Annotated in this window: 20 protein-coding genes; 18 read left to right on the top strand and 2 right to left on the bottom strand. The window is 71.7% G+C overall.

What is annotated here, in order from left to right; genetic code table 11:
- Positions 1 to 33: 33 nt before the first annotated feature.
- Positions 34 to 858 (bottom strand): inositol monophosphatase family protein, encoded by an 825-nt coding sequence (locus tag CNX65_RS32945; RefSeq protein WP_096497194.1) that lies wholly within the window; start codon positions 856 to 858, stop codon positions 34 to 36.
- A gap of 157 nt (positions 859 to 1,015) precedes the next feature.
- Here CNX65_RS32945 and CNX65_RS32940 point away from each other — a divergent pair, with 157 nt between their 5' ends.
- The 17 genes from CNX65_RS32940 (at position 1,016) to CNX65_RS32860 (ending at position 21,118) form a co-directional block, all read left to right on the top strand.
- Positions 1,016 to 1,708 carry a demethylmenaquinone methyltransferase gene (locus CNX65_RS32940; RefSeq protein WP_096497193.1) on the top strand — a complete coding sequence of 231 codons (693 nt, stop codon included), beginning with the start codon at positions 1,016 to 1,018 and terminating at the stop codon, positions 1,706 to 1,708.
- 975 nt (positions 1,709 to 2,683) lie between these two features.
- Positions 2,684 to 3,964, top strand: a complete 1,281-nt coding sequence (locus CNX65_RS32935; RefSeq protein WP_096497192.1) for a geranylgeranyl reductase family protein — start codon at positions 2,684 to 2,686, stop codon at positions 3,962 to 3,964.
- A gap of 348 nt (positions 3,965 to 4,312) precedes the next feature.
- Complete coding sequence (locus tag CNX65_RS32930) at positions 4,313 to 4,678, top strand: NADH-quinone oxidoreductase subunit A (protein ID WP_096497191.1); 366 nt, start codon at positions 4,313 to 4,315, stop codon at positions 4,676 to 4,678.
- 11 nt (positions 4,679 to 4,689) lie between these two features.
- Entirely contained in the window at positions 4,690 to 5,238 is a 549-nt protein-coding gene (locus CNX65_RS32925; protein WP_015805356.1) for a NuoB/complex I 20 kDa subunit family protein, read from the top strand.
- Between the two features lie 5 nt (positions 5,239 to 5,243).
- Complete coding sequence (locus CNX65_RS32920) at positions 5,244 to 6,002, top strand: NADH-quinone oxidoreductase subunit C (RefSeq protein WP_096498112.1); 759 nt, start codon at positions 5,244 to 5,246, stop codon at positions 6,000 to 6,002.
- Positions 5,999 to 7,468, top strand: coding sequence for an NADH-quinone oxidoreductase subunit D (locus CNX65_RS32915; RefSeq protein ID WP_096497190.1), 1,470 nt, complete (start codon positions 5,999 to 6,001; stop codon positions 7,466 to 7,468). Before CNX65_RS32920 ends, CNX65_RS32915 begins: the two co-directional genes overlap by 4 nt.
- Positions 7,465 to 8,229: an NADH-quinone oxidoreductase subunit NuoE gene (nuoE, locus tag CNX65_RS32910; protein ID WP_096497189.1), complete on the top strand. Its 765-nt coding sequence runs from the start codon at positions 7,465 to 7,467 to the stop codon at positions 8,227 to 8,229. The genes CNX65_RS32915 and nuoE overlap by 4 nt, the downstream gene beginning before the upstream one ends.
- A 9-nt stretch (positions 8,230 to 8,238) precedes the next feature.
- Entirely contained in the window at positions 8,239 to 9,534 is a 1,296-nt protein-coding gene (gene nuoF / locus CNX65_RS32905) for an NADH-quinone oxidoreductase subunit NuoF (RefSeq protein WP_096498111.1), read from the top strand.
- The gene (locus CNX65_RS32900; RefSeq protein WP_096497188.1) at positions 9,531 to 11,978 is read left to right on the top strand and encodes an NADH-quinone oxidoreductase subunit G; all 2,448 of its coding nucleotides are present in this window, start codon (positions 9,531 to 9,533) and stop codon (positions 11,976 to 11,978) included. Before nuoF ends, CNX65_RS32900 begins: the two co-directional genes overlap by 4 nt.
- A complete protein-coding gene (nuoH, locus tag CNX65_RS32895; protein WP_096497187.1) occupies positions 11,975 to 13,318 on the top strand; it encodes an NADH-quinone oxidoreductase subunit NuoH in 1,344 nt (447 codons plus the stop codon). The genes CNX65_RS32900 and nuoH overlap by 4 nt, the downstream gene beginning before the upstream one ends.
- Positions 13,305 to 13,871: an NADH-quinone oxidoreductase subunit NuoI gene (gene nuoI / locus CNX65_RS32890; protein ID WP_015805349.1), complete on the top strand. Its 567-nt coding sequence runs from the start codon at positions 13,305 to 13,307 to the stop codon at positions 13,869 to 13,871. Before nuoH ends, nuoI begins: the two co-directional genes overlap by 14 nt.
- Positions 13,868 to 14,701, top strand: a complete 834-nt coding sequence (locus tag CNX65_RS32885; RefSeq protein ID WP_096497186.1) for an NADH-quinone oxidoreductase subunit J — start codon at positions 13,868 to 13,870, stop codon at positions 14,699 to 14,701. The genes nuoI and CNX65_RS32885 overlap by 4 nt, the downstream gene beginning before the upstream one ends.
- A complete protein-coding gene (gene nuoK / locus CNX65_RS32880; RefSeq protein WP_015805347.1) occupies positions 14,698 to 14,997 on the top strand; it encodes an NADH-quinone oxidoreductase subunit NuoK in 300 nt (99 codons plus the stop codon). The genes CNX65_RS32885 and nuoK overlap by 4 nt, the downstream gene beginning before the upstream one ends.
- A gap of 37 nt (positions 14,998 to 15,034) precedes the next feature.
- Positions 15,035 to 16,942 carry an NADH-quinone oxidoreductase subunit L gene (gene nuoL, locus CNX65_RS32875; RefSeq protein WP_096498110.1) on the top strand — a complete coding sequence of 636 codons (1,908 nt, stop codon included), beginning with the start codon at positions 15,035 to 15,037 and terminating at the stop codon, positions 16,940 to 16,942.
- Complete coding sequence (locus CNX65_RS32870) at positions 16,939 to 18,501, top strand: NADH-quinone oxidoreductase subunit M (protein WP_096497185.1); 1,563 nt, start codon at positions 16,939 to 16,941, stop codon at positions 18,499 to 18,501. The genes nuoL and CNX65_RS32870 overlap by 4 nt, the downstream gene beginning before the upstream one ends.
- Before the next feature lies 1 nt (position 18,502).
- Positions 18,503 to 20,095, top strand: a complete 1,593-nt coding sequence (nuoN, locus tag CNX65_RS32865; protein WP_096497184.1) for an NADH-quinone oxidoreductase subunit NuoN — start codon at positions 18,503 to 18,505, stop codon at positions 20,093 to 20,095.
- A gap of 21 nt (positions 20,096 to 20,116) precedes the next feature.
- Positions 20,117 to 21,118 carry a polyprenyl synthetase family protein gene (locus CNX65_RS32860; protein ID WP_096497183.1) on the top strand — a complete coding sequence of 334 codons (1,002 nt, stop codon included), beginning with the start codon at positions 20,117 to 20,119 and terminating at the stop codon, positions 21,116 to 21,118.
- Positions 21,119 to 21,259: 141 nt separating this feature from the next.
- Here CNX65_RS32860 and rarD read toward each other — a convergent pair whose 3' ends face one another.
- Positions 21,260 to 22,201, bottom strand: a complete 942-nt coding sequence (gene rarD, locus CNX65_RS32855; protein ID WP_096497182.1) for an EamA family transporter RarD — start codon at positions 22,199 to 22,201, stop codon at positions 21,260 to 21,262.
- A 196-nt stretch (positions 22,202 to 22,397) separates the two neighbouring features.
- Here rarD and CNX65_RS32850 point away from each other — a divergent pair, with 196 nt between their 5' ends.
- On the top strand, positions 22,398 to 25,010 hold the full coding sequence (locus tag CNX65_RS32850; RefSeq protein WP_444861177.1) for a sunset domain-containing protein: 2,613 nt from the start codon (positions 22,398 to 22,400) through the stop codon (positions 25,008 to 25,010).
- Positions 25,011 to 25,033: the final 23 nt, after the last annotated feature.

Here is a 25,033-nt window from a genome sequence, read left to right as displayed (position 1 = left end):
GCGACGCCGTCGTCGGGAACCGGCCGGCCCCGCTCACCGCGCCATCGACGACCGCCACCACCCCAGGACCTCCTCCGCCACCTCCGGCGCCGCGACGAGCAGGCCGTCCTCCGGCAGCCTCGCGTCGTCGCCCCGGCGGTCGAGGACCGCCGCGCCCGACTCGACGGCCAGGGACACCGCCCCCGCCACGTCCCACTCGTGGTAGCTGTCCAGCACCGCTGCCGCCGCGTGGCCCAGGGCCACCTGCGCCACGGCCAGCGCCTTCGAGCCCAGCACCCGCACGCCCGTCCCCGCCCCCGCCGCGCGCGAGATGAACTCGCCCATCCCCGGCCACGGGCCCGTCCGCGTCATCTCGGTGCACACGATCGCGTTCGGCGGCTTGTCGCCCAGCCGCACCGGCGTGCCGTTCGCGCGCATCCCGCGCCCCCGCGCCGCCGCGTAGATCTGCGCCCGGTACGGGTCCGCGACCACGCCCACGACCGGGCCCCAGCGGTCCACCAGCGCCAGGCTGTACGCGCACCACGGCACCCCGGCCACGTAGTTCGCGCCGCCGTCCACCGGGTCGACCACCCACCGGTACTCCGCGTCCACCGCCACCGGGCTCGCCGAGTCCTCGCAGAACACCGGGATCGCCGGGAACTCGGCGGTCAGCACCCGCCGGGTGTGCCGCTCCAGGGTCCGATCGGTGTCCGTCACCCAGTCGAAGGGGGAGGCGTCCTCGTCCGGTCGCGCTCCGCGACCGGCCGTCGCCATGATCACATCCGAGGCGTCGTTGGCCAGGCGCCCCGCCACTTCGAGGGCCAGCGACACCAGGCCGGGATCGGCGGGCTGGGTCGGGCGGGACGACAAGACCGTCATGCCGACCTAGTGTCACCGCTCCTGGTGTCCGCGACGCGACCTCCCGGTGAAGCGGCGACGAACGTCAAGCACGACACGCGCTGTTCCGACGCCGTTCACACCACCGAGAGTGACGTGCGAGGTGAGAACACCCCGCCGCGTCACTTAGTCTTCACACATGTCGCGCGCAGGTCTGGACAAGAACCCCCGCGAGGTCGCCGAGATGTTCGACGGCGTGGCGGAGGGTTACGACCGCACCAACTCCGTCATGACACTGGGGTTCGACCGGCGCTGGCGGGAGTGGAGCAGGCGGGTGCTGGACGCCCGCCCCGGTGAGAAGGTGCTGGACCTGGCCGCAGGCACCGCGGTGTCCACGGTCGAGTACGCCGAGTCGGGCGCCTGGTGCGTCGCCGCCGACTTCTCCATCGGGATGCTGCGCGGCGGGGCCAAGCGGGCGGTGCCCAAGGTCGCCGCCGACGCGCTGCACCTGCCCTTCCGCGACGGCGCCTTCGACGCGGTCACGGTCTCGTTCGGCCTGCGGAACTTCCAGGACACCGAGGCGGCGCTGCGGGAGATGGCGCGGGTCGTGCGCCCCGGCGGCAGGCTCGTGGTGTGCGAGGTGTCCAGCCCGACCTTCGGGCCGTTCCGCGCGGTCTACAAGCGGCACCTGCTGAAGGTCCTGCCGGTGGTCGCCAAGCGGGTGTCCTCCAACCCGGCGGCCTACAACTACCTCGCCGAGTCGATGGCCACCTGGCCCGACCAGCGCGCGCTCGGCGAGATCGTCGCCCGAGCCGGGTGGGACGACGTCGCCTGGTTCAACCTCACCGGCGGACTGGTCGCGCTCCACCGCGCGGTCAAGCCCCTCGACTGACCCCGGCGCCCCGCCCAAACCAAGACCGCCGGCACCGGGACCGCCGGCACCACCCGGACCGGCGGGACCGGTACCGGTACCGGTCCCGGGGCCGGGGCCGGGGCGACACCGAACCACCGAACCGACGAAGCGCAGCGGCGGCCCTGACCGGGGTACGCCGCTACCCGCGCGGACCGACCCCGGCAGGCGGCGCTGGGGGACGGCGCCGGGGGCGCTGGGGGACGGCGGACGTGCCGAGCCACTCCCGAACCGTTGCTGAGAGTGACGCACGCCGCAAAACTCGCCACTCCGCCGTCCACGACCGAACCGGGACCAAGATCCCGACAACCCCCTGGACCGAGGTCCCAGGGGCAAAAGTGTGGCCTGCGCCACCGTGAAATCCGAGCTTCGGCCCTCCGCGCCGCGACTTCGGCCTCCCGTCGCCCCGCACCGCGCCCCCGAAGCCCTGCCCAGCACACCCACCCCCACCCGCCCGACCCGGACCCACCCGCGCCGATACCCCGAGCCGCCTGCCGTCCCACCCCGAGCCACCCGCCGACCCGCGCCGCGCCCCGCCGCCCCGCCCGGCCCCTCCCGCGCCGCCTGCCCGCGCCGCGCCACCACCTCGTGCGGCCCGCGCCGCCCCGCCCGGCTCAACCCGCGCCCCTCCCCGCGCCACCTCCCCGCGCCGCCCCACCACCTTGTCCGGCCCGCGCTGCCCCGCCCGGCTCAGCCCGCGCCCCGCGCCGCGCCACCTCCCCGCGCCCCACCACCTCGTCCGGCCCGCGCCACCCCCACCCAGCCCAGCCCGCACCCCTCCCCGCGTCCCGCCCCGCTCACCCACCCGCACCGCGAACCACCAGGTGATCCCCCACCCCACCCCCACCCGACGCCCCCACCCCCACCCCCGGAGCGCCGGTCATGTCCGGTCTCGTCCGGTTCCGGGTCAGTAGACTCCCGACCACAGGTTTGTGAACAAGTGCACAAGGAGCGGGGATGACGACTCCCAGCCGCCGCAGGGCGGACGAGGACGCCGAAGTGATCGTGGTCGGCGCGGGTCCCGCGGGCTCGACCGCCGCCACCTACCTGGCGCGGGCAGGCCTCGACGTGCTGCTCCTGGAGAAGGGCAGCTTCCCCCGCGAGAAGGTCTGCGGGGACGGGCTGACCCCGCGCGGCGTCAAGCAGCTGATCGACCTCGGCATCGACACCCGCGAGGAGGCGGGCTGGCTGCACAACAAGGGCCTGCGCGTGGTCGGCGGCGGGGTCACCATGGAGCTGGCCTGGCCCGAGCTGGCCTCGTTCCCGCCCTACGGCGTGGTGCGGCCCCGGCAGGACTTCGACGACATGCTGGCCAAGGCCGCCGTCGAGGCGGGGGCGCGGCTCAAGGAGAACAACAACGTCACCGGCGCGGTCGTCGAGCGCGGCCGGGTGGTGGGCGTGACGGCCAAGGTCGGCAAGGACAAGGAGCCGGTCACCTACCGCGCGCCGCTGGTCCTGGCCTGCGACGGCGTGTCCGCGCGCCTGGCGCTGTCGGTGGGCCTGCAGAAGGACGACGCGAAGCCGATGGGCGTCGCCGTGCGCCGCTACTACGCGAGCCCCCGCACCAAGGACGACTACCTGGAGTCGCACCTGGAGCTGTGGGACCGCAAGAACAACGTGCTGCTCCCCGGCTACGGCTGGATCTTCGGCATGGGCGACGGCACGGTCAACGTGGGCCTGGGCATCCTGAGCACCTCGAAGGCCTACGGCACCACGGACTACCGCGCGCTGCTCAAGTCCTGGCTGGACGGCACCCCCGAGGAGTGGGGCTTCCGCGAGGAGAACGCCACCGGCCGCATCGGCGGCGCCGCCCTGCCCATGGGCCTCAACCGCAAGCCGCACTACAGCAACGGGCTGCTGCTGGTCGGCGACGCGGGCGGCATGGTCAACCCGTTCAACGGCGAGGGCATCGGCTACGCCATGGAGTCCGCCAAGATCGCCGCGGAGACCGTCGTGCAGGCCATGGCCAGGCCCGACGGCCCCAGCCGGGAGCGCGCGCTGCACGGCTACCCGGTGCGCATCGAGCAGGCCCTGGGCAGCTACTACCGGCTCGGGAACATCTTCAGCAAGCTCATCGGCAACCCCACGATCATGAGCACCGCGACCAAGTACGGACTTCCGCGCAAGGGCCTTATGAAACTTGTGCTGAAGCTGCTCGCTGGGCTATACGACCCGAAGGACGGGGACGCTTTCGACCGCATCATCACGGCGGCGACGAAGATGGCTCCAACGGCTTAACCGACTCGCCCGAACGAAGCAGCGCCGATTCCCGGATCGGCGCTGTTTCCTTTTTCTACGAACCAGCTCGGCCTTCCCGCGCCGCTGTCACTCGCCTACCGTGCGTGTTTTCGCAGGTCACGAAGGTTACTGGGGGTGGCTGTTCGTCCGTTCTGGGGAGTTCTAGACTGGGGTCCGGGTCATGTGAATCACTTCACAACCGTCTGTCGGACTTTGTGAAGGCTTTCACAAGCGACCTGCGGATTGTTAGGCACGCCTAACTTCCAGGGCTCGGCAGAACGCACCTAGGGTGCTGCAACCGAGCAGGGCTCCGCCTGCACAGCGACAGCGAGGAAAGGACGTCGGAGAGTGCTCCAGCCCTATCTCCCCCTCGTATTGATGTTCGCACTCGCCGCGGCCTTCGCGCTGTTCTCGGCGACGATCGCTCCGTACATCGGACCTCGCCGCTACAACCGCGCCAAGCTGGACGCCTACGAGTGCGGGATCGAACCCTCCCCCCAGCCCGTCGTGGGCGGCGGTCGCATGCCGATCGCCTACTACCTCACGGCGATGCTGTTCATCCTGTTCGACATCGAGATGGTGTTCCTCTACCCGTTCGCGGTCTCCGCGGACCGGCTCGGCCTGTTCGGCCTGGTGGAGATCGCCCTGTTCGTCGGGACCCTCGGCTTCGCCTACGCGTACGTGTGGCGACGCGGTGGGCTCGACTGGAACTGAAGGGTATTCAGATGGGTCTCGAGGAGAAGCTCCCCAACGGGGTCCTGCTGGTCAGCGTCGAGAAGCTGGTCAACTGGACCCGGAAGTCCTCGCTGTGGCCTGCCACGTTCGGCCTGGCGTGCTGCGCGATCGAGATGATGACCACCGGCGCCCCCCGCTACGACCTGGCCCGGTTCGGCATGGAGGTCTTCAGGGCCTCGCCGCGCCAGGCCGACCTGATGATCGTCGCGGGCCGGGTGACCAACAAGATGGCGCCGGTGCTCCGCCAGATCTACGACCAGATGCCCGAGCCGCGCTGGGTGCTGGCCATGGGCGTGTGCGCGTCCTCCGGCGGCATGTTCAACAACTACGCCGTGGTGCAGGGCGTCGACCACATCGTCCCGGTCGACATGTACCTGCCCGGCTGCCCTCCCCGCCCCGAGATGCTGATCGACGCGATCCTCAAGATCCACGCGAAGATCATGGACGAGCCCCTCGGGCCCAAACGCGCCGCGCAGCTGGCCGCCTCCGGCCACAAGACGGAGCTCATCCCGTCGTCCCAGCGGTTCGCGAGGAAGTGACCGGCATGGCAGACGAAGACAAGAACCCGGCGCCCGACTCGGGGGGAGCGCTCAGCTCCGCCGACATGTCGCAGGCCCAGCACGAGGAGCACCTCGCGCGCGGCGGCGTCGTCTCGGGCCGCAACCGCACCGGCATGTTCGGCGTGGCGGGCAGCGGCGACACCTCCGGCTTCGGCGGGCTCAAGCTGCCCGCGCACGTGGCCGCCCCCTCCGAGCGCCCCTACGGCGGCTGGTTCGACGAGCTCGTCGACGAGCTGCTCGCGGCCATGGGCGAGCAGGGCCTGCCCGCCGACGCGATCCAGCAGATCACCGTCGACCGCGGGGAGATCACCTTCTTCCTGCGCCGCGAGCACCTGGTGGACGTCGCCCGCCTCCTGCGCGACGACCCGGCGCTGCGCTTCGAGCTGTGCAGCTCGCTGTCCGGCGTGGACTACGGCCCCGAGGCCCCGCAGCGCCTGCACTCCGTCGTGCACCTCACGTCGATGACCTACCGCAGGCGCGTCCGCCTGGAGGTCGCCGTCGACGTCGACGACCCCCACGTGCCCAGCCTGGTCGCCGTCTACCCGACGGCGGACTGGCAGGAGCGCGAGGCCTGGGACATGTTCGGCATCGTCTACGACGGTCACCCCGGACTGACCCGCATCCTGATGCCGGACGACTGGGACGGTCACCCCCAGCGCAAGGACTACCCCCTCGGCGGCATCCCGGTCGAGTACAAGGGCGCGGAGATCCCCCCGCCCGACCAGAGGCGGTCCTACTCATGAGCGAACGGCTGTCCGACGTCACCCACGGCACCGACACGTCGGCTGAGGGCGCGCCCTCCGACGACGCCGGGGCGACCACCACCACCGAGCACCACTCCACCACCGGTCACGCCACCGGCTCCGCGTCCCCCGACGCCGTGTCCCCCGACGCGGCGTCCCCCGACGCGGCGGCCTCCCGCGAGACCACCGAGGGCACCGTCTACACGGTGACCGGCGGCGACTGGGACGAGGTGCTCGCCGAGGCGGCGGGCGACGAGCGCATCGTCATGAACCTCGGCCCCCAGCACCCGTCGACGCACGGCGTGCTGCGGCTGGTGCTGGAGCTGGAGGGCGAGACCGTCACCCAGGCCCGCAGCGTCATCGGCTACCTGCACACCGGCATCGAGAAGAACACCGAGTACCGCACCTGGACCCAGGGCGTCACGTTCGTGACGCGCATGGACTACCTGGCGCCCCTGCACAGCGAGGCCGCCTACTGCCTCGCCGTGGAGAAGCTGCTCGGCATCGAGGTCCCGCAGCGCGCCCAGGACGCCAGGGTCCTGCTGATGGAGCTCAACCGGGTCAGCTCGCACCTGGTGGCGCTGGCCACCGGCGGCATGGAGCTCGGCGCCCTCACCGGCATGACGGCGGGCTTCCGCGAGCGCGAGGAGGTCCTCCACCTGCTGGAGCACCTCACCGGCCTGCGCATGAACCACGCGTTCATCCGCCCCGGCGGCCTCGCCCAGGACCTGCCCGCCGACACCGCCGAGAAGGTCCTCGCCTTCCTCGACGTGATGGACTCGCGGCTCCCGGACTACGACAAGCTGCTCACCGGCCAGCCGATCTGGCGCAACCGCCTCGCGGGCGTCGGCTACCTGCCCGTGGACGCGTGCCTGGCGCTCGGCATCACCGGTCCGCCGCTGCGCTCCGCGGGCCTGCCGTGGGACCTGCGCAAGGTCGAGCCGTACTCGGGGTACGAGAACTACGAGTTCGAGGTCCCCACCGCGAACGAGGCCGACTGCTTCGCCCGCTACCGCCTGCGGCTGGAGGAGATCCACCAGTCGCTCAAGATCGTCCGACAGGCGGTCGAGCGGCTGCGCGAGCCCGGCCCGGTCATGGTCGCCGACGCGAAGGTCGCCTGGCCCGCCCAGCTGACCATCGGCAGCGACGGCATGGGCAACTCGCTGGAGCACGTCCGCAAGATCATGGGCCAGTCCATGGAGTCCCTCATCCACCACTTCAAGCTGGTGACCGAGGGCTTCCACGTGCCCGCCGGGCAGGTGTACGTGCCCGTCGAGTCGCCGCGCGGCGAGCTGGGCTTCCACGTCGTCTCCGACGGCGGCACCAGGCCCATGCGCGTGCACGTGCGCGAACCCAGCTTCGTGAACCTCCAGGCGATGCCCGCGATGTGCGAGGGCGGCATGGTCGCCGACGTGATCGCCGCGGTGGCCTCCCTCGACCCGGTGATGGGTGGGTGTGACCGATGACCCAGATTCAGGAACCCGAGACCGCGGGCGAGCAGGGCCCCGGCGCGGTCGTCTTCGACCAGGGGACCACCGACCGGGCGCGGGCGATCATCGCCCGCTACCCGGTGCCCAGGTCCGCGCTGCTGCCGATGCTGCACCTCGTGCAGTCGGTCGAGGGGCACGTCAGCACGGCGGGCATCGCCTTCTGCGCCGACCTGCTCGACCTGACCGCCGCCGAGGTCAGCGCGGTCGCGACCTTCTACACGATGTACAAGCGCAAGCCCTGCGGCGAGCACCTGGTGAGCGTGTGCACCAACACGCTGTGCGCGGCGCTCGGCGGCGACGACATCTACGCGAGGCTGCGCGACCACCTCGGCGCGGACGGCAAGCCGCTCGGCCACGAGGAGACCTCCGGCGAGCCCGGCGCGCCCGGCTCCATCACGCTGGAGCACGCCGAGTGCCTCGCGGCCTGCGACCTCGCCCCGGTGGTGCAGGTCAACTACGAGTACTTCGACAACCAGACGCCCGACGGCGCGCTGGAGATGGTGAAGTCCCTGCAGGCGGGGGAGAAGCCGCACCCGACGCGCGGCGCCCCGCTGACCGACTTCCGGCAGGCCGAGCTCCAGCTCGCGGGCTTCTTCGAGGGCAGGGACGCCGACCTGGACGGCCCGTCCGCCGCCCCCGAGACGCTGCGCGGAGCCTCCCTGGCGGCCGAGCGCGGCTGGACCGCGCCCGCCATGCCGGAGAAGGCGGAGTTCCCGCCGCTGCCGGAGAAGAAGTAGGTGAGTGAGATGGTCGACAACCTGACTCCCGTCCTCACCAAGCGCTGGCTGTCGCCGCGCTCGTGGACGCTGAAGACCTACGAGCAGCTGGAGGGGTACACGGCGCTGCGCAAGGCGCTGAAGGTCCACCCCGACCAGCTCATCCAGCAGTGCAAGGACTCCGGGCTGCGCGGTCGCGGCGGTGCGGGCTTCCCCACGGGCATGAAGTGGGGCTTCATCCCGCAGGGCGACGGCAAGCCGCACTACCTCGTCATCAACGCGGACGAGGGCGAGCCCGGCACCTGCAAGGACATCCCGCTGATGATGGCCGACCCGCACTCGCTGGTCGAGGGCATCATCATCACCTCCTACGCCATCCGGGCCAACTTCGCCGCCATCTACGTGCGCGGCGAGGTGCTGCACGTCATCCGCAGGCTCAACGCCGCCGTGCGCGAGGCCTACGAGGCGGGCTACCTCGGCAAGGACATCCTCGGCAGCGGCTTCGACCTGGACCTCGTCGTCCACGCGGGCGCGGGCGCCTACATCTGCGGCGAGGAGACCGCGCTGCTCGACTCCCTCGAAGGGCGCCGTGGCCAGCCCAGGCTCAAGCCGCCGTTCCCGGCGACCGCGGGCCTGTACGCCTCGCCCACCGTGGTGAACAACGTCGAGACCATCGCGTCGGTTCCCTACGTGGTCAACGGCGGCTCCGACTGGTTCCGCAGCATGGGCCGCGACCGCTCGCCCGGCCCGAAGATCTACTCGCTGTCCGGCCACGTCGAGCGGCCCGGCCAGTACGAGGCGCCCATGGGCACCACGCTGCGCACGCTGCTGGAGATGGCGGGCGGCATGAAGGACGGCATCCCGCTGAAGTTCTGGACGCCGGGCGGCTCGTCCACCCCGCTGTTCACCGCGGAGCACCTCGACGTGCCGCTCGACTTCGAGGGCGTCGCCGAGGCGGGCTCCATGCTCGGCACCACGGCCGTCCAGATCTTCAACGAGACCGTGTCGGTCCCGTGGGCGGTCATGAAGTGGACCGAGTTCTACAAGCACGAGTCCTGCGGCAAGTGCACGCCCTGCCGCGAGGGCACCTACTGGCTGACCAAGACCCTGCAGCGGATGGTGCGCGGCGAGGGCACCCCGAGCGACATCGACACGCTGCTCGACGTCTGCTCGAACATCCTCGGGCGCTCCTTCTGCGCGCTCGGCGACGGCGCCGTCAGCCCGATCACCAGCGGCATCAAGTACTTCAAGGACGAGTTCCTGGCCCTGTGCGACAGCAACGCAGCCAAGCTCAAGGCCACCGAACTGGCGGGAGCAAGCGCATGACCATCGCGCCGGACAAGAGCTCGGAGGTCGTGGTCCCCGAGGGCCACGTCAAGCTCGTCATCGACGGGTCCGACGTCGTCGCCCCCAAGGGCGAGCTGCTGATCCGCACCGCGGAGCGGCTGGGCATCGTGGTGCCGCGCTTCTGCGACCACCCGCTGCTGGAGCCCGCTGGCGCCTGCCGCCAGTGCCTGGTCGAGGTCGAGATGGGCGGTCGGCCCATGCCGAAGCCGCAGGCCTCCTGCACCATGACCGTCGCCGACGGCATGGTCGTCAAGACCCAGCTCACCTCGCCCGTCGCCGACAAGGCGCAGCAGGGCGTGATGGAGCTGCTGCTGATCAACCACCCGCTGGACTGCCCGATCTGCGACAAGGGCGGCGAGTGCCCCCTGCAGAACCAGGCGCTCAAGCACGGCCGGGCCGACTCGCGGTTCGTCGAGCCGAAGCGGACCTTCCCCAAGCCGATCGCCATCTCCACCCAGGTGCTGCTGGACCGGGAGCGCTGCGTGCTCTGCCAGCGCTGCACCCGGTTCTCGGCGCAGATCGCGGGCGACCCGTTCATCGAGCTGCTGGAGCGCGGCGCGCAGCAGCAGATCGGCGTGGCCGAGGAGAAGCCGTTCCAGTCGTACTTCTCCGGCAACACCATCCAGATCTGCCCGGTCGGCGCGCTCACCAGCGCCGCCTACCGGTTCCGGGCCCGCCCGTTCGACCTGGTGTCCACCCCCGGCGTGTGCGAGCACTGCTCGTCGGGCTGCGCCGAGCGCACCGACTTCCGGCGCGGCAAGGTGCAGCGCAAGCTGGCGGGCGACGACCCCGAGGTCAACGAGGAGTGGATCTGCGACCGGGGCCGCTTCGCCTTTCGCTACGCCACCCAGGAGGACCGGTTCACCCGGCCCATGGTGCGCGACGAGAGCGGTGAGCTGCGGCCCTCCTCGTGGACCGAGGCGCTCCAGGTCGCCGCGAGGGGCCTCGCGCAGGCCCGCGACGGCAAGGGCGTCGGCGTGCTCGCGGGCGGTCGGCTCACGCTGGAGGACTCCTACGCCTACAGCAAGTTCGCCCGCATCGCGCTGCGCACCAACGACGTCGACTTCCGGGCCCGGCCGCACTCGGCCGAGGAGGTCGAGTTCCTGACCTCCACCGTGCTCGGCGTGACGCCGGAGACCGGCGGGGTGACCTTCAAGGGCATCGAGGCCGCGCCCGCCGCGCTGCTGGTCGCGTTCGAGCCCGAGGAGGAGGCCCCGGTCGTCTTCCTGCGGCTGCGCAAGGCCGCCCGCAAGCGCGGCACGAAGGTCTTCCACCTCGGCCAGTTCACCACCCCGGCCGTGGAGAAGACCCTCGGCACGCTGCTGGCCTGCGTGCCCGGCGGCGAGCCCGCCGCGCTGAACGCGCTGCCCGAGCACGCCGCCGACGTGGTGGAGCTGCTCGGCGAGCCCGGTTCGGTGATCATGGTCGGCGAGCGCGCCGCCGAGGTCCCCGGCCTGTACTCGGCGGTGGCCGCGCTGGCCAAGCGCACCGGGGCGAAGGTGGCCTGGGTGCCGCGCCGCGCCGGTGAGCGGGGCGCGCTCGAAGCCGGCCTGCTGCCGAACCTGCTGCCCGGCGGACGGCTCGTCTCGGACGCCGCCGCGCGCGCCGAGGTCGAGCAGGCGTGGGGCCTCGCGGCCGGTTCGCTGCCCGCCAAGCCCGGTCGCGACACCTCCGGCATCCTCGCCGAGGCCGCCTCGGGCGGGCTCGACGCGCTGCTGGTGGCGGGCGTCGACCCGTTCGACCTGCCCGACCCCGCGCTCGCCGAGCAGGCGCTGTCCGCCGCGAAGTTCGTGGTGAGCCTGGAGCTGCGGCCCAGCGCCGCGACCGCGCACGCCGACGTGGTGCTGCCGATCGCGCCCGCCGTGGAGAAGTCCGGCACGTTCCTCAACTGGGAGGGCCGCCGCCGCGAGTTCGCGCTGACCCTGGAGGGCACCGGCGCGCTGCCCGACGGCCGGGTGCTCGACACCCTGGCCGTCGAGATGGACGCCGACCTGTTCACCCAGACCCCCGCCGCCGCGGCCGCCGACCTCGCGCGCCTGGGCCGGGGCACCGTCCAGGCGGGCGCGCCGACGGTCAGCGCGCCGCTGCTGCCGCAGCCCAAGAGCGGGCAGGCGGTGCTGGCGACCTGGCGCAGGCTGCTGGACAACGGGTCCATGCAGGACGGCGAGCCGAACCTGAAGGGCACCGCCCGGCCCACGGCGGCCTGGCTGTCCGAGGCGACCGCGCGCGACCTGGGCGTCGTGCCCGGCGCCGAGGTCACCGTCTCGACCGAGCGGGGTGAGGTCGTGCTGCCCGTCGCGGTGGCGGACCTGCCCGACGGCGTCGTGTGGCTGCCCGGCAACTCGGGCGAGTCGACCGTTCGCCGGACCCTCGTGGCAGGCCACGGTTCCGTGGTGGCCGTTTCTCCCGGAGGCAGGGCATGAGCACGGCAGAACTCATCGCCGACGACCCGTTCTGGCTGGTCGTCGTCAAGGTCGTCGGCATCTTCGCCTTCCTGGTCCTCATGACCCTGTTCATGATCGTCTGGGAGCGCAAGGTCGTCGGGCGGATGCAGCAGCGCCCCGGCCCGAACCGCAACGGCCCCGGCGGCTGGCTCCAGTCGCTGGCCGACGGCATCAAGCTGGCGTTCAAGGAGGAGGTGCGCCCCGTCCTCGCGGACAAGTGGGTGTACTTCATCGCGCCGGTCATCGCCTGCGTCCCGGCCTTCACCGCCTTCTCGGTCATCCCGATCGGCGGCCAGGTCAGCATCTTCGGCGAGCAGACCGCCCTCCAGCTGGTCGACCTCCCGGTCGGCGTGCTGGTCGTGCTGGCCTGCTCCTCGATCGGCGTCTACGGCATCGTCCTCGGCGGCTGGTCCTCCGGCTCGCCCTACCCGCTGCTGGGCGCGCTGCGCTCGGCCGCGCAGGTGATCTCCTACGAGATCGCGATGGGCCTGTCGATCATCGCCGTGGTGATGAACTCCCGGTCGCTGTCCACCGCGGACATCGTCGACGCGCAGACCAGCGGCTGGTTCTTCTACCTGCTGCCGGTCAGCTTCGTCATCTACGTGATCTCCATGGTCGGCGAGACCAACCGCGCGCCCTTCGACCTCCCCGAGGCCGAGTCCGAGCTGGTCGGCGGTTTCCACACCGAGTACAGCTCGTTCAAGTTCGCGCTGTTCTTCCTCGCCGAGTACATCAACATGGTGACCGTCTCGGCGCTGGCGACCACGCTGTTCCTCGGCGGCTGGCGGTTCCCGTTCGTCGCCGACGACCACTTCCTGAACAACGGCTGGCTCGGCCTGGTCTGGTTCGTCCTCAAGACCCTGGCGTTCCTGTTCCTGTTCATCTGGCTGCGCGGCACGCTCCCCCGCCTGCGCTACGACCAGTTCATGCAGCTGGGCTGGAAGGTCCTCGTCCCGATCGCGCTGGTCTGGTTCGTCGCGGTGGCGTTCGCCCGCTACGTCCGCACCGAGATCGAGGCCGGGACGCTCGGGGCCCCGACCGTGCTGGCGGTGTTCGGCGCGGTGCTCGCGGCGGCCCTGCTGGTCGCGTTCCTGCTGCCGGACAACCGCGAGCGGGTCGACCCCGACGCGGTGCCGGTCACCGGTGGCGGCTTCCCCGTGCCCCCGCTGGACCTCGCAGTGCCCAAGCCGCCGCCCCGCCGCCAGGTGCGGGTGGCCGAGCTGCCCGACGGCAGCCCCGCCGGGAGCAACGGCTCTGCGGCCAAGGAGCCCGCAGCGGCAACGACCGCCAAGAAGGAGGCCAGCGATGGGGATGCTTGATCCCGTCAAGGGCTTCGGCGTGACCTTCTCGACGATGTTCAAGAAGGTCGTCACCGAGGAGTACCCCGAGGTCAAGAAGGTCACCGCGCCGCGGTACCACGGCCGCCACCAGCTCAACCGGCACCCGGACGGGCTGGAGAAGTGCGTCGGCTGCGAGCTGTGCGCCTGGGCCTGCCCCGCCGACGCGATCTTCGTCGAGGGCGGGGACAACACCGAGGAGGCCCGCTTCTCGCCCGGTGAGCGGTACGGCGCGGACTACCAGATCAACTACCTGCGGTGCATCGGCTGCGGCCTGTGCATCGAGGCGTGCCCCACCCGGTCGCTCACCATGACCAACGAGTTCGAGCTGGCGGACGACGACCGGCAGAAGCTCATCTTCACCAAGGAGGACCTGCTCGCCCCGCTGCTGCCGGGCATGGAGCAGCCGCCGCACCCCATGCGGCTCGGCTCCGACGAGCAGGACTACTACGTCAACGGCCCCGAGCTGGCCCGCAAGGCGGGCGTGCCCGACGGCGCGCTGGTGGAGAACGGTCCCGAGGAGGCGCGCAAGTGATCTCCCAGTTCCTGGCCCAGCCGGGGGTGGTCCAGCCCGCCGCGGACGTCGTGTCCACCGGCGAGGCCGTCGCCTTCTGGGTGCTCGGCCCGCTCGCCCTCGCGGGCGCGCTGGGGATGCTGTTCGCCCGCAACGCCGTGCACTCGGCGCTCTGGCTGGTCATGACCATGCTCAGCCTCGGCGGCCTGTACATGGTCCAGCAGGCGCCGTTCCTCGGCTTCGTGCAGATCATCGTCTACACCGGCGCGATCATGATGCTGTTCCTGTTCGTGCTGATGCTCGTCGGCAGGGACAGCTCCGACTCCGTCGTCGAGGTCCTGCGCGGCCAGCGGCTCGCCGCCGCCGTGCTCGGCCTCGGCTTCGGCGGCCTCGTGGTCGGCGCGCTCGCCCGCGCCCTCACCGAGGTCCAGGCGGTCGGCCTGGTGGAGCCCAACACCACCGGCGGCGGCAACGTCGCCAACATCGGCGCCCGGATCTTCACGGACTACCTGTTCCCCTTCGAGCTGACCTCGGCGCTGCTGATCACCGCCGCCGTCGGCGCGATGGTCCTGGCGTTCACCTCGAAGATCCGGGAGACCAAGAAGTCGCAGCGCGAGCTGGTCGTGGAGCGCTTCCGGGGCGACCGCCCCGGCTCGCTGCCCGGCCCCGGCGTGTTCGCCACCGCCAACTCGGTGGCCACTCCCGCGCTGCTCCCCGACGGTTCGGTCGCCAAGGAATCGCTGTCCGAGCTGATCGAGACGACCGACCGGTCGCGCCTCGACGAGGACGTCACGGACGTTGCGGGCAGCGGGCGCCAGGCGGACGCGCGCGCTCTTAAGGGAGAGTCGTGACCCCCACCTACTACCTGCTGCTCTCCGCCCTGCTGTTCAGCATCGGCGCGGTGGGCGTCCTCGTGCGGCGCAACGCCATCGTCGTGTTCATGTGCGTCGAGCTGATGCTCAACGCGGTGAACCTCACCCTGGTCACCTTCGCCCGCGTCAACGGGCAGCTCGACGGCCAGGTGATGGCGTTCTTCGTGATGGTGGTCGCCGCGGCCGAGGTCGTCGTCGGCCTGGCGATCATCATGGCGATCTTCAAGTCGCGTCGCTCGGCCTCGGTCGACGACTCCAACCTGCTGAAGTACTGAGAGGTCACCGGTGACGGAACCTGTTGACGCCGGCGGGATCGGTGCTCTCGCCTGGTTGCTCCTAGCACTCCCCGCGTTCGGCGCCGCCGTGCTCCTGCTCGGCGGCAAGCGCACCGACAGGTGGGGCCACCTGCTGGGCACCACCACCGTCGTCGCGTCGTTCGCCTACGGCCTCGCCCTGTTCTTCAGCACCCTCGGGCTCAGCCCCGAGGAGCGCTCCAGCGAGCTGCACCTGTTCGACTGGGTGCCGGTCGAGGCCCTGAACGTCGAGTTCGCGCTTCGGCTCGACCCGCTGTCGCTGACCTTCGTGCTGCTGATCACCGGCGTCGGCTCCCTGATCCACGTCTACTCGATCGGCTACATGGCGCACGAGGCGGGCAGGCGCAAGTTCTTCGCCTACCTGAACCTCTTCGTGGCCGCCATGCTCCTGCTGGTGCTGGGCAACGGCTTCGTGACCCTGTACTTCGGCTGGGAGGGCGTCGGTCTCGCCTCGTACCTGCTCATCGGCTGGTACCAGCACAAGCCCGAGGCGGGCAGCGCGGCCAAGAAGGCGTTCCTGATGAACCGGGTCGGCGACCTGGGCCTCGCGATCGCCATCTTCATCATGTTCAAGGAGCTGGGCACCACCCAGTACACCGAGGTGTTCTCCCGCGTCGACGAGCTGTCGTCCGGGACGGTCCTGGCCATCACGCTCCTGCTGCTGCTCGGCGCGTGCGGCAAGTCCGGCCAGTTCCCGCTCCAGGCGTGGCTCCCGGACGCCATGGCGGGCCCCACCCCGGTGTCGGCGCTCATCCACGCCGCGACCATGGTCACGGCGGGCGTCTACCTCGTCGCCCGCTCCAACCCGCTCTACAACCTCACCGAGGACGGCCGCCTGGTCGTCATGGCCATCGGCGCGTTCACGCTGCTGATCGGCTGCCTCATCGGCTGCGCGTACGACGACTTCAAGAAGGTCCTGGCCTACTCGACGGTCAGCCAGATCGGCTACATGGTCCTGGCCGTCGGCCTCGGCCCGTTCGGTTACGCGCTCGGCATCATGCACCTGATCACGCACGGCTTCTTCAAGGCGGGCCTGTTCCTCGGCGCCGGTTCGGTCATGCACGGCATGAACGACGAGGGCGACATCCGCCGCATGGGCGGCCTGGCCAAGAAGATGCCGATCACCTTCGCCACCTGGGCGCTGGGCTACCTGGCGCTCATCGGCTTCCCGTTCCTGTCCGGCTACTTCTCGAAGGACGCCATCATCGCGGCGGCCTTCAGCGAGCACGGCTGGCGCGGCTGGGTGTTCGGCGGCGTCGCGGCGCTGGGCGCGTTCCTGACCGCGTTCTACATGACCCGCCTGCTGGTCCTGGTGTTCCTGGGCGAGCCCCGCTGGGAGGACCTCAAGTCGGCGGACGGCCGCGCGTACCACCCGCACGAGTCGCCGGTCAGCATGACCGCGCCGATGGTCGTGCTGGCGATCGGCTCGGTCGGCGCGGGCTTCTTCCTCAGCAGCGGCGACAACCTCGCGAACTGGCTGGCCCCCGTGGTCGGCGAGCTGCAGGAGCAGCACGGCGTGCTCGGCCACGGCGCGGTCAACGCCCTCGTCCTCGCCCTCTCGGCGGCGGGCGCGGTCCTGGCCTACCTGGTCTTCGGCCGCAAGCCGCAGCCGGTGGAGCGCCCCGAGCGGGTGTCCTTCCCGGTCCGCGCCGCGCGCGCCGACCTGTACGGGAACGCGCTCAACGAGGCGCTGTTCGCGCGTCCGGGCACCTGGCTGACCCGCGCGCTGGTGTTCGTGGACAACAAGGGCGTCGACGGGCTGGTCAACGGCTCCGCGGCGCTGCTGGGCGGTAGCTCGGGCAGGCTGCGCAGGCTGCAGACCGGCTTCGTGCGCTCCTACGCGCTCTCGATGCTCCTGGGTTCGATCTTCGTCCTGGGCGCGCTGCTGATGGTGAGGTTCTCGTGAGCTGGACCTTGATCGCAATGCTCCTGCTGCCGCTGGTCGGCGGCCTGGTCGTGGTGCTGCTGCGCGGCGACGACCGCCTCGCCAAGATCGCCGCCCTGGCGTTCTCGCTCGGCGAGCTCGTGCTCGCCGGGCTGGCCTGGGCCGCCTACGAGCCGGGGGGCGACCGCCTCCAGCTGACCAGCTCGGTCGAGTGGATCCCGAACTTCGGGGTGCACCTGTCGTTCGGCGTGGACGGCATCGCGCTGGTGATGATCGCCCTGATCGCCTTCCTGGTGCCGGTGGTCATCGGCGGCTCCTGGGCGGACAAGCTGCCCGAGGGCCGCACGGCGGGCGGCTTCTTCGCGCTGCTGCTGGTCATGGAAGCGGGCATGGTCGGCGTCTTCGCCGCCACGGACGTCTTCCTGTTCTACGTGTTCTTCGAGGGCGTCCTCGTCCCCATGTACTTCCTCATCGGCCGCTTCGGCGGCGCGAACCGGCAGTACGCGGCGATGAAGTTCTTCCTCTACTCGCTGCTCGGCGGGCTCGTCATGCTCGCGTCGGTGATCGGCCTGTACGTCACCAGCGCGCAGACCCTGGGCAAGGGCACGTTCGACTGGGCCACGCTCGTCACCGCGACGCGCGAGGCCCCGCTGTCCACCCAGATCTGGCTGTTCCTCGGCTTCTTCGTGGCCTTCGCCATCAAGGCGCCGCTGGTCCCGCTGCACACCTGGCTCCCCGACGCCGGTGCGGAAGCGCCGGTCGGCGCGGGCGTGCTGCTCGTCGGCGTGCTCGACAAGATCGGCACCTTCGGCTTCCTGCGCTACTGCCTGCCGCTGTTCCCGGCGGCCAGCAAGGAGCTCGCGCCGCTGGTGCTGGTGCTCGCGGTGGTCGGCATCATCTACGGCTCGCTGCTCGCCGTCGGCCAGTCCGACATGAAGCGGTTCGTGGCCTACACCTCGATCGCGCACTTCGGCTTCATCGCGCTGGGCATCTTCGCGTTCAGCTCGCAGGCGGGCGCGGGCTCGGTGCTCTACATGGTCAACCACGGCATCTCCACCGGCATGGTGTTCCTGGTCGTGGGCATGGTCATGGCGCGCGGCGGCTCCCGCCTGATCGAGGACTACGGCGGCATGGCGAAGCTCACCCCCGTGCTCGCGGGGCTGTTCTTCATCGCGGGCCTGTCCTCGCTGGCGCTGCCCGGCACCAGCTCGTTCGTCAGCGAGTTCCTGGTGCTGATCGGCTCGTTCCCGAACGAACCGGTCTACACCGTCATCGCGGCGCTCGGCATGGTGCTCGCCGCGCTGTACATCCTCTGGCTCTACCAGCGGATCTTCCAGGGCCCGGTGCGCGGCACCGCGCTGATCGGGGCGACCGGCGGCCCCGGAGCCACCACCGACCCCGAGCGCGCGAGCGTCCCCGACCTGAACAAGCGGGAGATCGCGGTCCTCGCGCCGATGGTGGCGCTGATCCTGGTGCTCGGCTTCTACCCGAAGCCGGTGTTGGACGTGATCACCCCGTCCGTCGGGGCGACGCTCAGCGAGGTCGGGGTGGCCGACCCGGTCGCGCAGGAAGGCAAGTGACGTGACGACGATCCTCGCTCAAGTGGAGCGGCTCACCGTCCCGGAGATCGACTACGGGGCCGTCGCGCCCGTGCTCGTCATCCTCGGCGCCGCCTGCGTCAGCGTGCTGCTGGAGGCGTTCCTGCCCAAGCAGTCCCGCTGGCCCGCCCAGGTCGTGCTCACCGTGCTCGCGCTCGCGGGCGCGGCGGGCGCGCTCATCGTGCACGGCGGCGCGGCCGACACCGTCGACCGCGGGGTGGTGACCTTCTCGGGCGCCATCGCGGTCGACCCGCCGGTGGTCTTCCTGTGGGGCACGCTGCTGCTGCTCGCGGTCGGCTCGCTGCTGCTCATCGCCGACCGCTCGGTCGAGCCCGGCGGCGCGTTCGCCCCCGAGCCGCAGGCCGGTGGCCCCGGCGGCGGCGCGGGCGGTGGCGGCGCCGTGGTGACGAAGGCGCGCGCGGTCGCCTCGGTCATGCAGACCGAGGTGTTCCCGCTCACCCTGTTCGCCCTCGGCGGCATGATGGTCTTCGTCGCGGCGAACGACCTGCTCACCATGTTCATCGCGCTGGAAGTGCTCTCGCTGCCGCTGTACCTGCTGTGCGGCCTCGGCCGCCGTCGCCGCCTGCTCTCGCAGGAGGCCGCGGTGAAGTACTTCCTGCTCGGCGCGTTCGCCTCGGCGTTCTTCCTCTACGGCGTCGCGCTGCTCTACGGCTACTCCGGCTCGGTCAAGCTGGCGGACATCGCCACCGCGACCGCCGCGACCGACCGGTCCGACACGCTGCTGTACGCGGGCTTCGGCCTGCTGGTGGTGGGCCTGCTGTTCAAGGCCTCGGTCGGCCCGTTCCACGCCTGGACCCCGGACGTCTACCAGGGCGCCCCGACCCCGGTCACCGCCTTCATGGCGGCCTGCACCAAGGTCGCGGCCTTCGGCGGCATCCTGCGGGTGCTGCACGTGGCCTTCGAGGGCTCCAGCTGGGAGTGGAACGTCGTCCTGGCGGTCCTCGCGGGCGTGTCGATGGTCATCGGCGCGGTGCTGGGCCTGACCCAGACCGACGTCAAGCGCATGATCGCCTACTCCTCGGTGGCGCACGCGGGCTTCCTGCTCGTCGGCGCGATCGCGCTCACCCCCGAGGGCCTGTCGGCGACCATGTTCTACCTCGCGGCCTACGGCTTCACCACGATCGCCGCGTTCGGCGTGGTCAGCCTGGTCCGCAACGCCGACGGCGAGGCCACCCACCTGTCCCAGTGGGCCGGGCTGGCCAAGCGCTCGCCGATCACGGCCGCGGTCTTCACGCTCCTGCTGCTCGCCCTCGCGGGCATCCCGTTCACCAGCGGGTTCATCGGCAAGTTCGTGGTGTTCGCGGCGGCGATCGACGCGGGCATGGCCCCGCTCGTGGTGTTCGCGCTGGTGGTGAGCGCCATCGCGGCGTTCTTCTACCTGCGGGTGATCGTGCTGATGTACTTCAGCGAGCCCGCGGCGGACGGCCCGACCGTGACCGTCCCCGGCGCCTTCACCACCGCGTCGATCACGCTCGGCGCGGTGATCACGCTGGTGCTCGGGGTCTGGCCCGCCTTCGCCCTCGATTGGGCGGGGTCCGGCCAGTTCATCTTCTAGTCGGTACGTAGGCTTCCAACCGTGACCAGTAGCGAGCGGGCGGGGACGGGGTTCCGGTTTGCGGACCCCGTGCTCGCGGAGGTTGTGCAGAGCGGCCTGGACGAGGTCGAGGGGATCCTGCGGGAGGTCGTCCGCAGCGAGTTCAACCCGGTGATGGAGACCTCGCTGCACCTGGTGGAGGCGGGTGGCAAGCGCATCCGCCCCCTCTTCACGATCCTGGCCGCCCAGTTCGGCCCGTCCTGGGACCGGGAGAGCGTCGTCAAGGCCGCCGCGGTGGTCGAGCTGACCCACCTGGCGACCCTGTACCACGACGACGTCATGGACGAGGCCACCATGCGCCGGGGCGCGGCGTCGGCCAACGCCAAGTGGAACAACAGCATCGCCATCCTCACCGGCGACTACCTGTTCGCCCACGCCTCGACGCTGGTCGCCGACCTCGGGACGGAGGCGGCCAGGACCATCTCGCGCACGTTCGGCGAGCTGGTCACCGGCCAGATGCGCGAGACCATGGGCCCCCGCGAGGGCGAGGACCCGGTCGAGCACTACCTGACCACGATCGCCGAGAAGACCGGCTCCCTGATCGCCACCGCGGCCCGCTTCGGCGGCATGTTCTCGGACGCGACCGAGGAGCAGGTCGCGGCGCTCCAGGCGTACGGCGACGTGATCGGCTCGGCGTTCCAGATCTCCGACGACGTGATCGACATCGCGTCGCCGCCGGAGGAGTCGGGCAAGACGCCGGGCACCGACCTGCGCGAGGGCGTCAAGACGCTGCCCATGCTGTACGCGCTGCAGGACGAGCCGGACTCGCGGCTGGCCAGGCTGCTCGCCGCCCCGATCGAGGACGACGCGGAGGTCCTGGAGGCCCTGGAGCTGCTCAGGGCGTCCTCCGGGCTCCAGCGGGCCAGGGAGACCCTGGACGAGTACGCCGACCGCGCCAGGAGCTGCCTGGCGGTCCTCCCGGAGGGCCGGGCGCGCGACGCGCTGGAGTCGGTGAGCGAGTACGTGGTCAGCAGGTCCCGCTAGTCGGGGCCGGGAGCGCCGGGGTGACCCGGTGTGATCCTCCGGAACGGCGTCCCGCACCGCGCGGGGCGCCGTTCCGGCGTTCGGACCGTCGGAGCGGGTGGTTCGCGGCGCGGTTTTCCGCAGTTCCCCGTGAGAGCCCGATCACACCGGCGGGGCGACCGCCACGACCCTGCGCTGCTTGCGCGCGCGCACCAGCGCGTCACCGGTGAAAAGCAACAACGCGACCCACACCATTGCGAACCCGAACCAGCGCGACGCGGGCATCGGCTCGCGCATCACGAATACGCCCCACGCGAACTGCAACACCGGCGCCAGGTACTGGAGCATCCCCAGGGTGATCATGGGAATCCGGCGCGCTCCCGCACCGAAGAGCATCAGCGGGACGGCGGTCACCAAACCCGTCGACACCATCAACGCGGTGTGCGCCGCGCCGTGCCCGGTGAACGTCCCCGCCGAGCCCAACCACAACAGGTAACCGAGAGCCACCGGCGTCATCACCGCGCTCTCCGCGGTGAGGCTCGCGGTGGAATCCAGCGGCACGGTTTTCTTGATCAATCCGTAGAACGCGAATGAGCACGCGAGCGCCAGCGAGATCCACGGCAGCGTTCCGTAGTCGACCGCCAGCACCACCACGGCCGCGCCTGCCACGCCGATCGCCGCGTGCTGCGCGGGCCGCAGCCGCTCCCGCAGCACCAGCACCGCCAGCAGCACGCTGAACAGCGGGTTGATGAAGTAGCCCAGGGCCGCCTCGACCACCCGGCCGCTGTTGACGGCGTAGATGTAGACGCCCCAGTTGACGGCGATGAGCGCGGACGCGGCGGTGACCAGCAGCCACGAGCGCGGGGGCAGTCCGCGCAGCGCGCCCCACCTGCCCAGCGCGGCTGTGACGAGAGCCATGAACAGCAGCGACCACACGATGCGGTGGGCCAGCAGCTCGACCGCTCCGGCTGCCGCGAGGAGGGGCCAGTAAGCGGGCACCACACCCCAGAGCACGTATGCTCCTACGCCGTAAGCGATTCCCCTGTTCGTGTCGTTGGTGTTCGACGAGATCGAGCTGGAGTTCGTCAACGGCGTCACCGGCATACTGTACGCCTGGTATTTCGGCTGGTCCGTTGAGCTGAATGACCTACCATTTGAGGAGCTGCGAGTTCCGGGCAGCCGCAGGTGGTTGAGCGGGGGATCGAGGTAGCTTTACACCGCTCCACTTCCGGGTGAGTCCTGATGGTGGCGGAGCGTGTCGGGATTTCAGGCAGTTCGTGCGGTCGGAGGGTATCCCGTGATGTGGCTGTTCGGGCAGGTGTGGCTGTGGAGCCTGCTGGCCTTCCTCGCAGGTGTGCTGCTGACGTGGTTCGTCCTCGTGCGCCCCGTGAAGCGCGAGGTGGCCGAGCTGGAGCGCAAGCTGCGCGCCGCGACCTCGGTGGACCGCGCCGCGAGCCGGACGCAGGTCGCGTCCCCGGCGCGCGACGAGTTCGACGACTGGCACTCCCCCCTCGCCGACGAGGAGGAGCGCTTCGACGCGACCCCGACCCGGCGGGAGGACCGCGCCTCGCTGCTCGACCTCGGCTCGGGCCGGGACGCGCGGGACGAGGACGGCGCCGCGGGCCACGACGCCCCTGGGCACGACGCCCCTGGGCACGACGCCGCGGAGCGCGACGCGGACGAGCGCGAGCAGGACGAGCGCGGCTTCGACCCCTTCGAGCGGGCGGGCGACCGCGGCGACATCGGCGACCGCCTCGGCGGCTCGCCCACCGGCACCGCGATGATGCCCAAGCCCGTTCCGCCCTCGGACGAGGAGCGGGACAAGCCGGTGCTGACCCGGCTGGACGTGCCGAGGCCGGTCCCCGCGCGGGACGAGGACGAGCCGCGCGCGGAGAAGCTGCCCGCCGAGGAGACGCACGTGCTCGCGCCGGTGCGGCTGCCCGCCGACCACCAGCCGCCCGCGCCCCACCGGTCCGACGCGTTCGACCCGGACGCCCAGGACGAGGAGGGCAACCCGGAGATCACCACGCGCGCCGAGCGCCGCGCGGCCAACGAGGAGACCACCCTCATCCCGGCTAAGGAGCTGGCCGACGCGATCGCCGAGGTGGACAGCCCGCGCGACCTGCACGACGAGGACCGCTGGCCGGAGACCGACCAGACCGGCGAGTACCCGGCCGTGCGCGGCGGCGACCTGGGCGGCGAGTTCGGCGGCGAGCTGGGCGGCGAGGCCCCCAGGGGCGGCGACCTGGCCGCGGGGCCGACGGTCTACCACTCCCCGGTGGACGCGGACGAGCGCGAGGACCACGACGACCGCTTCGCCGGTGACGGGTTCGACGCCGAGCGGACCGAGGTGCGCGCCCCCGTGGCCGCCGACGACCTGGACGACGCCCGCACCGAGGTCCGCCCGCTGGAGGCCGACCCGGAGCACGCGCTGCCCGGCAGGGCGCAGCGCCCCCTCCGCGACCCGGAGGCCGACCGCATCGCGTTCGAGGAGTCGCTGGCCGCGCAGGCCCGCCAGGACGCGGCCGACGACCGCGCCGACCGGGTGGGCGCCCCCACCGAGACGCTGGCCCCCGTCGCGGGCCACGACCTGGACGAGCGCGGCTTCGCCGACGACCTCGACCACCACGACGACCGCGGCTTCGAGGGCCGGGGTCTCGACGGGCCGGACCTCGACGACCGCGACCTCGGCGGCCACGGCCTCGACCGCCACGACCTCGATGGCCGCGGCCTCGACCGCCACGACCTCGACCGCCACGAGCTCGACGAGCGCGGCGCGCACGCCGACGACCGCTCGCGCGGCGAGCTGGTCGCCGACGCCGACGACCGCCGCTACGAGGACGACTACGAGCCCGTCGACCTGCCCAAGCGGGACCGGGGCGCGAGCGACCGGGGCATGTTCGGCCACTCCGAGCCCGTCGCCGACGAGCGCGACCTGTTCGAGATGACCGACCCGAGCTCCCAGGGCGTCGACCTGTTCGCGCGCCCCGAGGAGCCCGAGGACGAGCCGGAGGCCCCGAAGTCCGAGCTGGAGGCGTTCTGGGCGTCCAGGACCCCGCCGCTGGAGGACGACCGGCCCGCGCCGACCCCCGCGCCCGCCCCGGCGCACGTCGAGCCCGAGCCCGAGTCCGACCTCGGCCTGGTGAGCAGGCACAGCCTGCCCGACCCGGAGTCGGAGGCCGAGCCCGACCTCGAACCGGTCAGCAGGCACAGCCTCCCGGACCCCGAGCCGGAGCCCGAGGCGGCGCCCCTCCCGGTGCGCCCCGCGCGGCCGAAGACCCCCGCCGCCGCCGAGGAGAAGCCGAAGCCGAAGCGCTCGCTGTTCGAGCCGCTGGCCGAGGAGGAGGTCCTGGAGTCGGAGCCGGTCACCCCGGCCACCCCGGCGCCCAAGGCCCCCGCCGCCGCGAAGGCCTACGACGACCAGCCGTTCGTGCCGACCCTGTCGCCCGAGCTGCTCGCGGCCGAGCAGACGGCGGCCGAGCTGGCCGCCGACGCGTCCCGGAAGCAGGCGGCGAGCGGCCTGCCGCAGCGCCCGGTGAAGTCGCAGAGCAGCTTCCCGAAGCCGCAGCAGCCGCTGATCCCGCCGGTGAAGTCCACCAGCCCGCCCCCGGCGCGCCCGATGCGCCCGAGGCCGGTCGGCTTCAGCCCCACCACCGGTGGCGGCGGCCAGGAGACGGCCTCGTCCCGCTACCAGCAGCCGGAGGGCTTCAACCCGCGCTCCCCGTTCGGGCCCGGCTCGGTGCTGCCCAAGTCCGACGGCAAGGCGCCCGCGCCGGAGTTCGTGGTGAAGGCGACCCTGACCGGCCGCCGGTACTTCACGGACACGTCCGCGAACTTCCGCGAGACGCGCGCCGACGTGTGGTTCCGGACCACCTCGGACGCCGAGAAGGCCGGGTTCCACAAGGCCCCGTGACGGGCTGGGCGCGAAGCGCGGAA

The organism is Actinosynnema pretiosum (assembly GCF_002354875.1).
Classification (GTDB): Bacteria; Actinomycetota; Actinomycetes; order Mycobacteriales; family Pseudonocardiaceae; genus Actinosynnema; species Actinosynnema auranticum.
The sequence above is the reverse complement of the archived record's forward strand: the minus strand, read 5'-3'. Positions and strand labels throughout refer to the sequence as shown.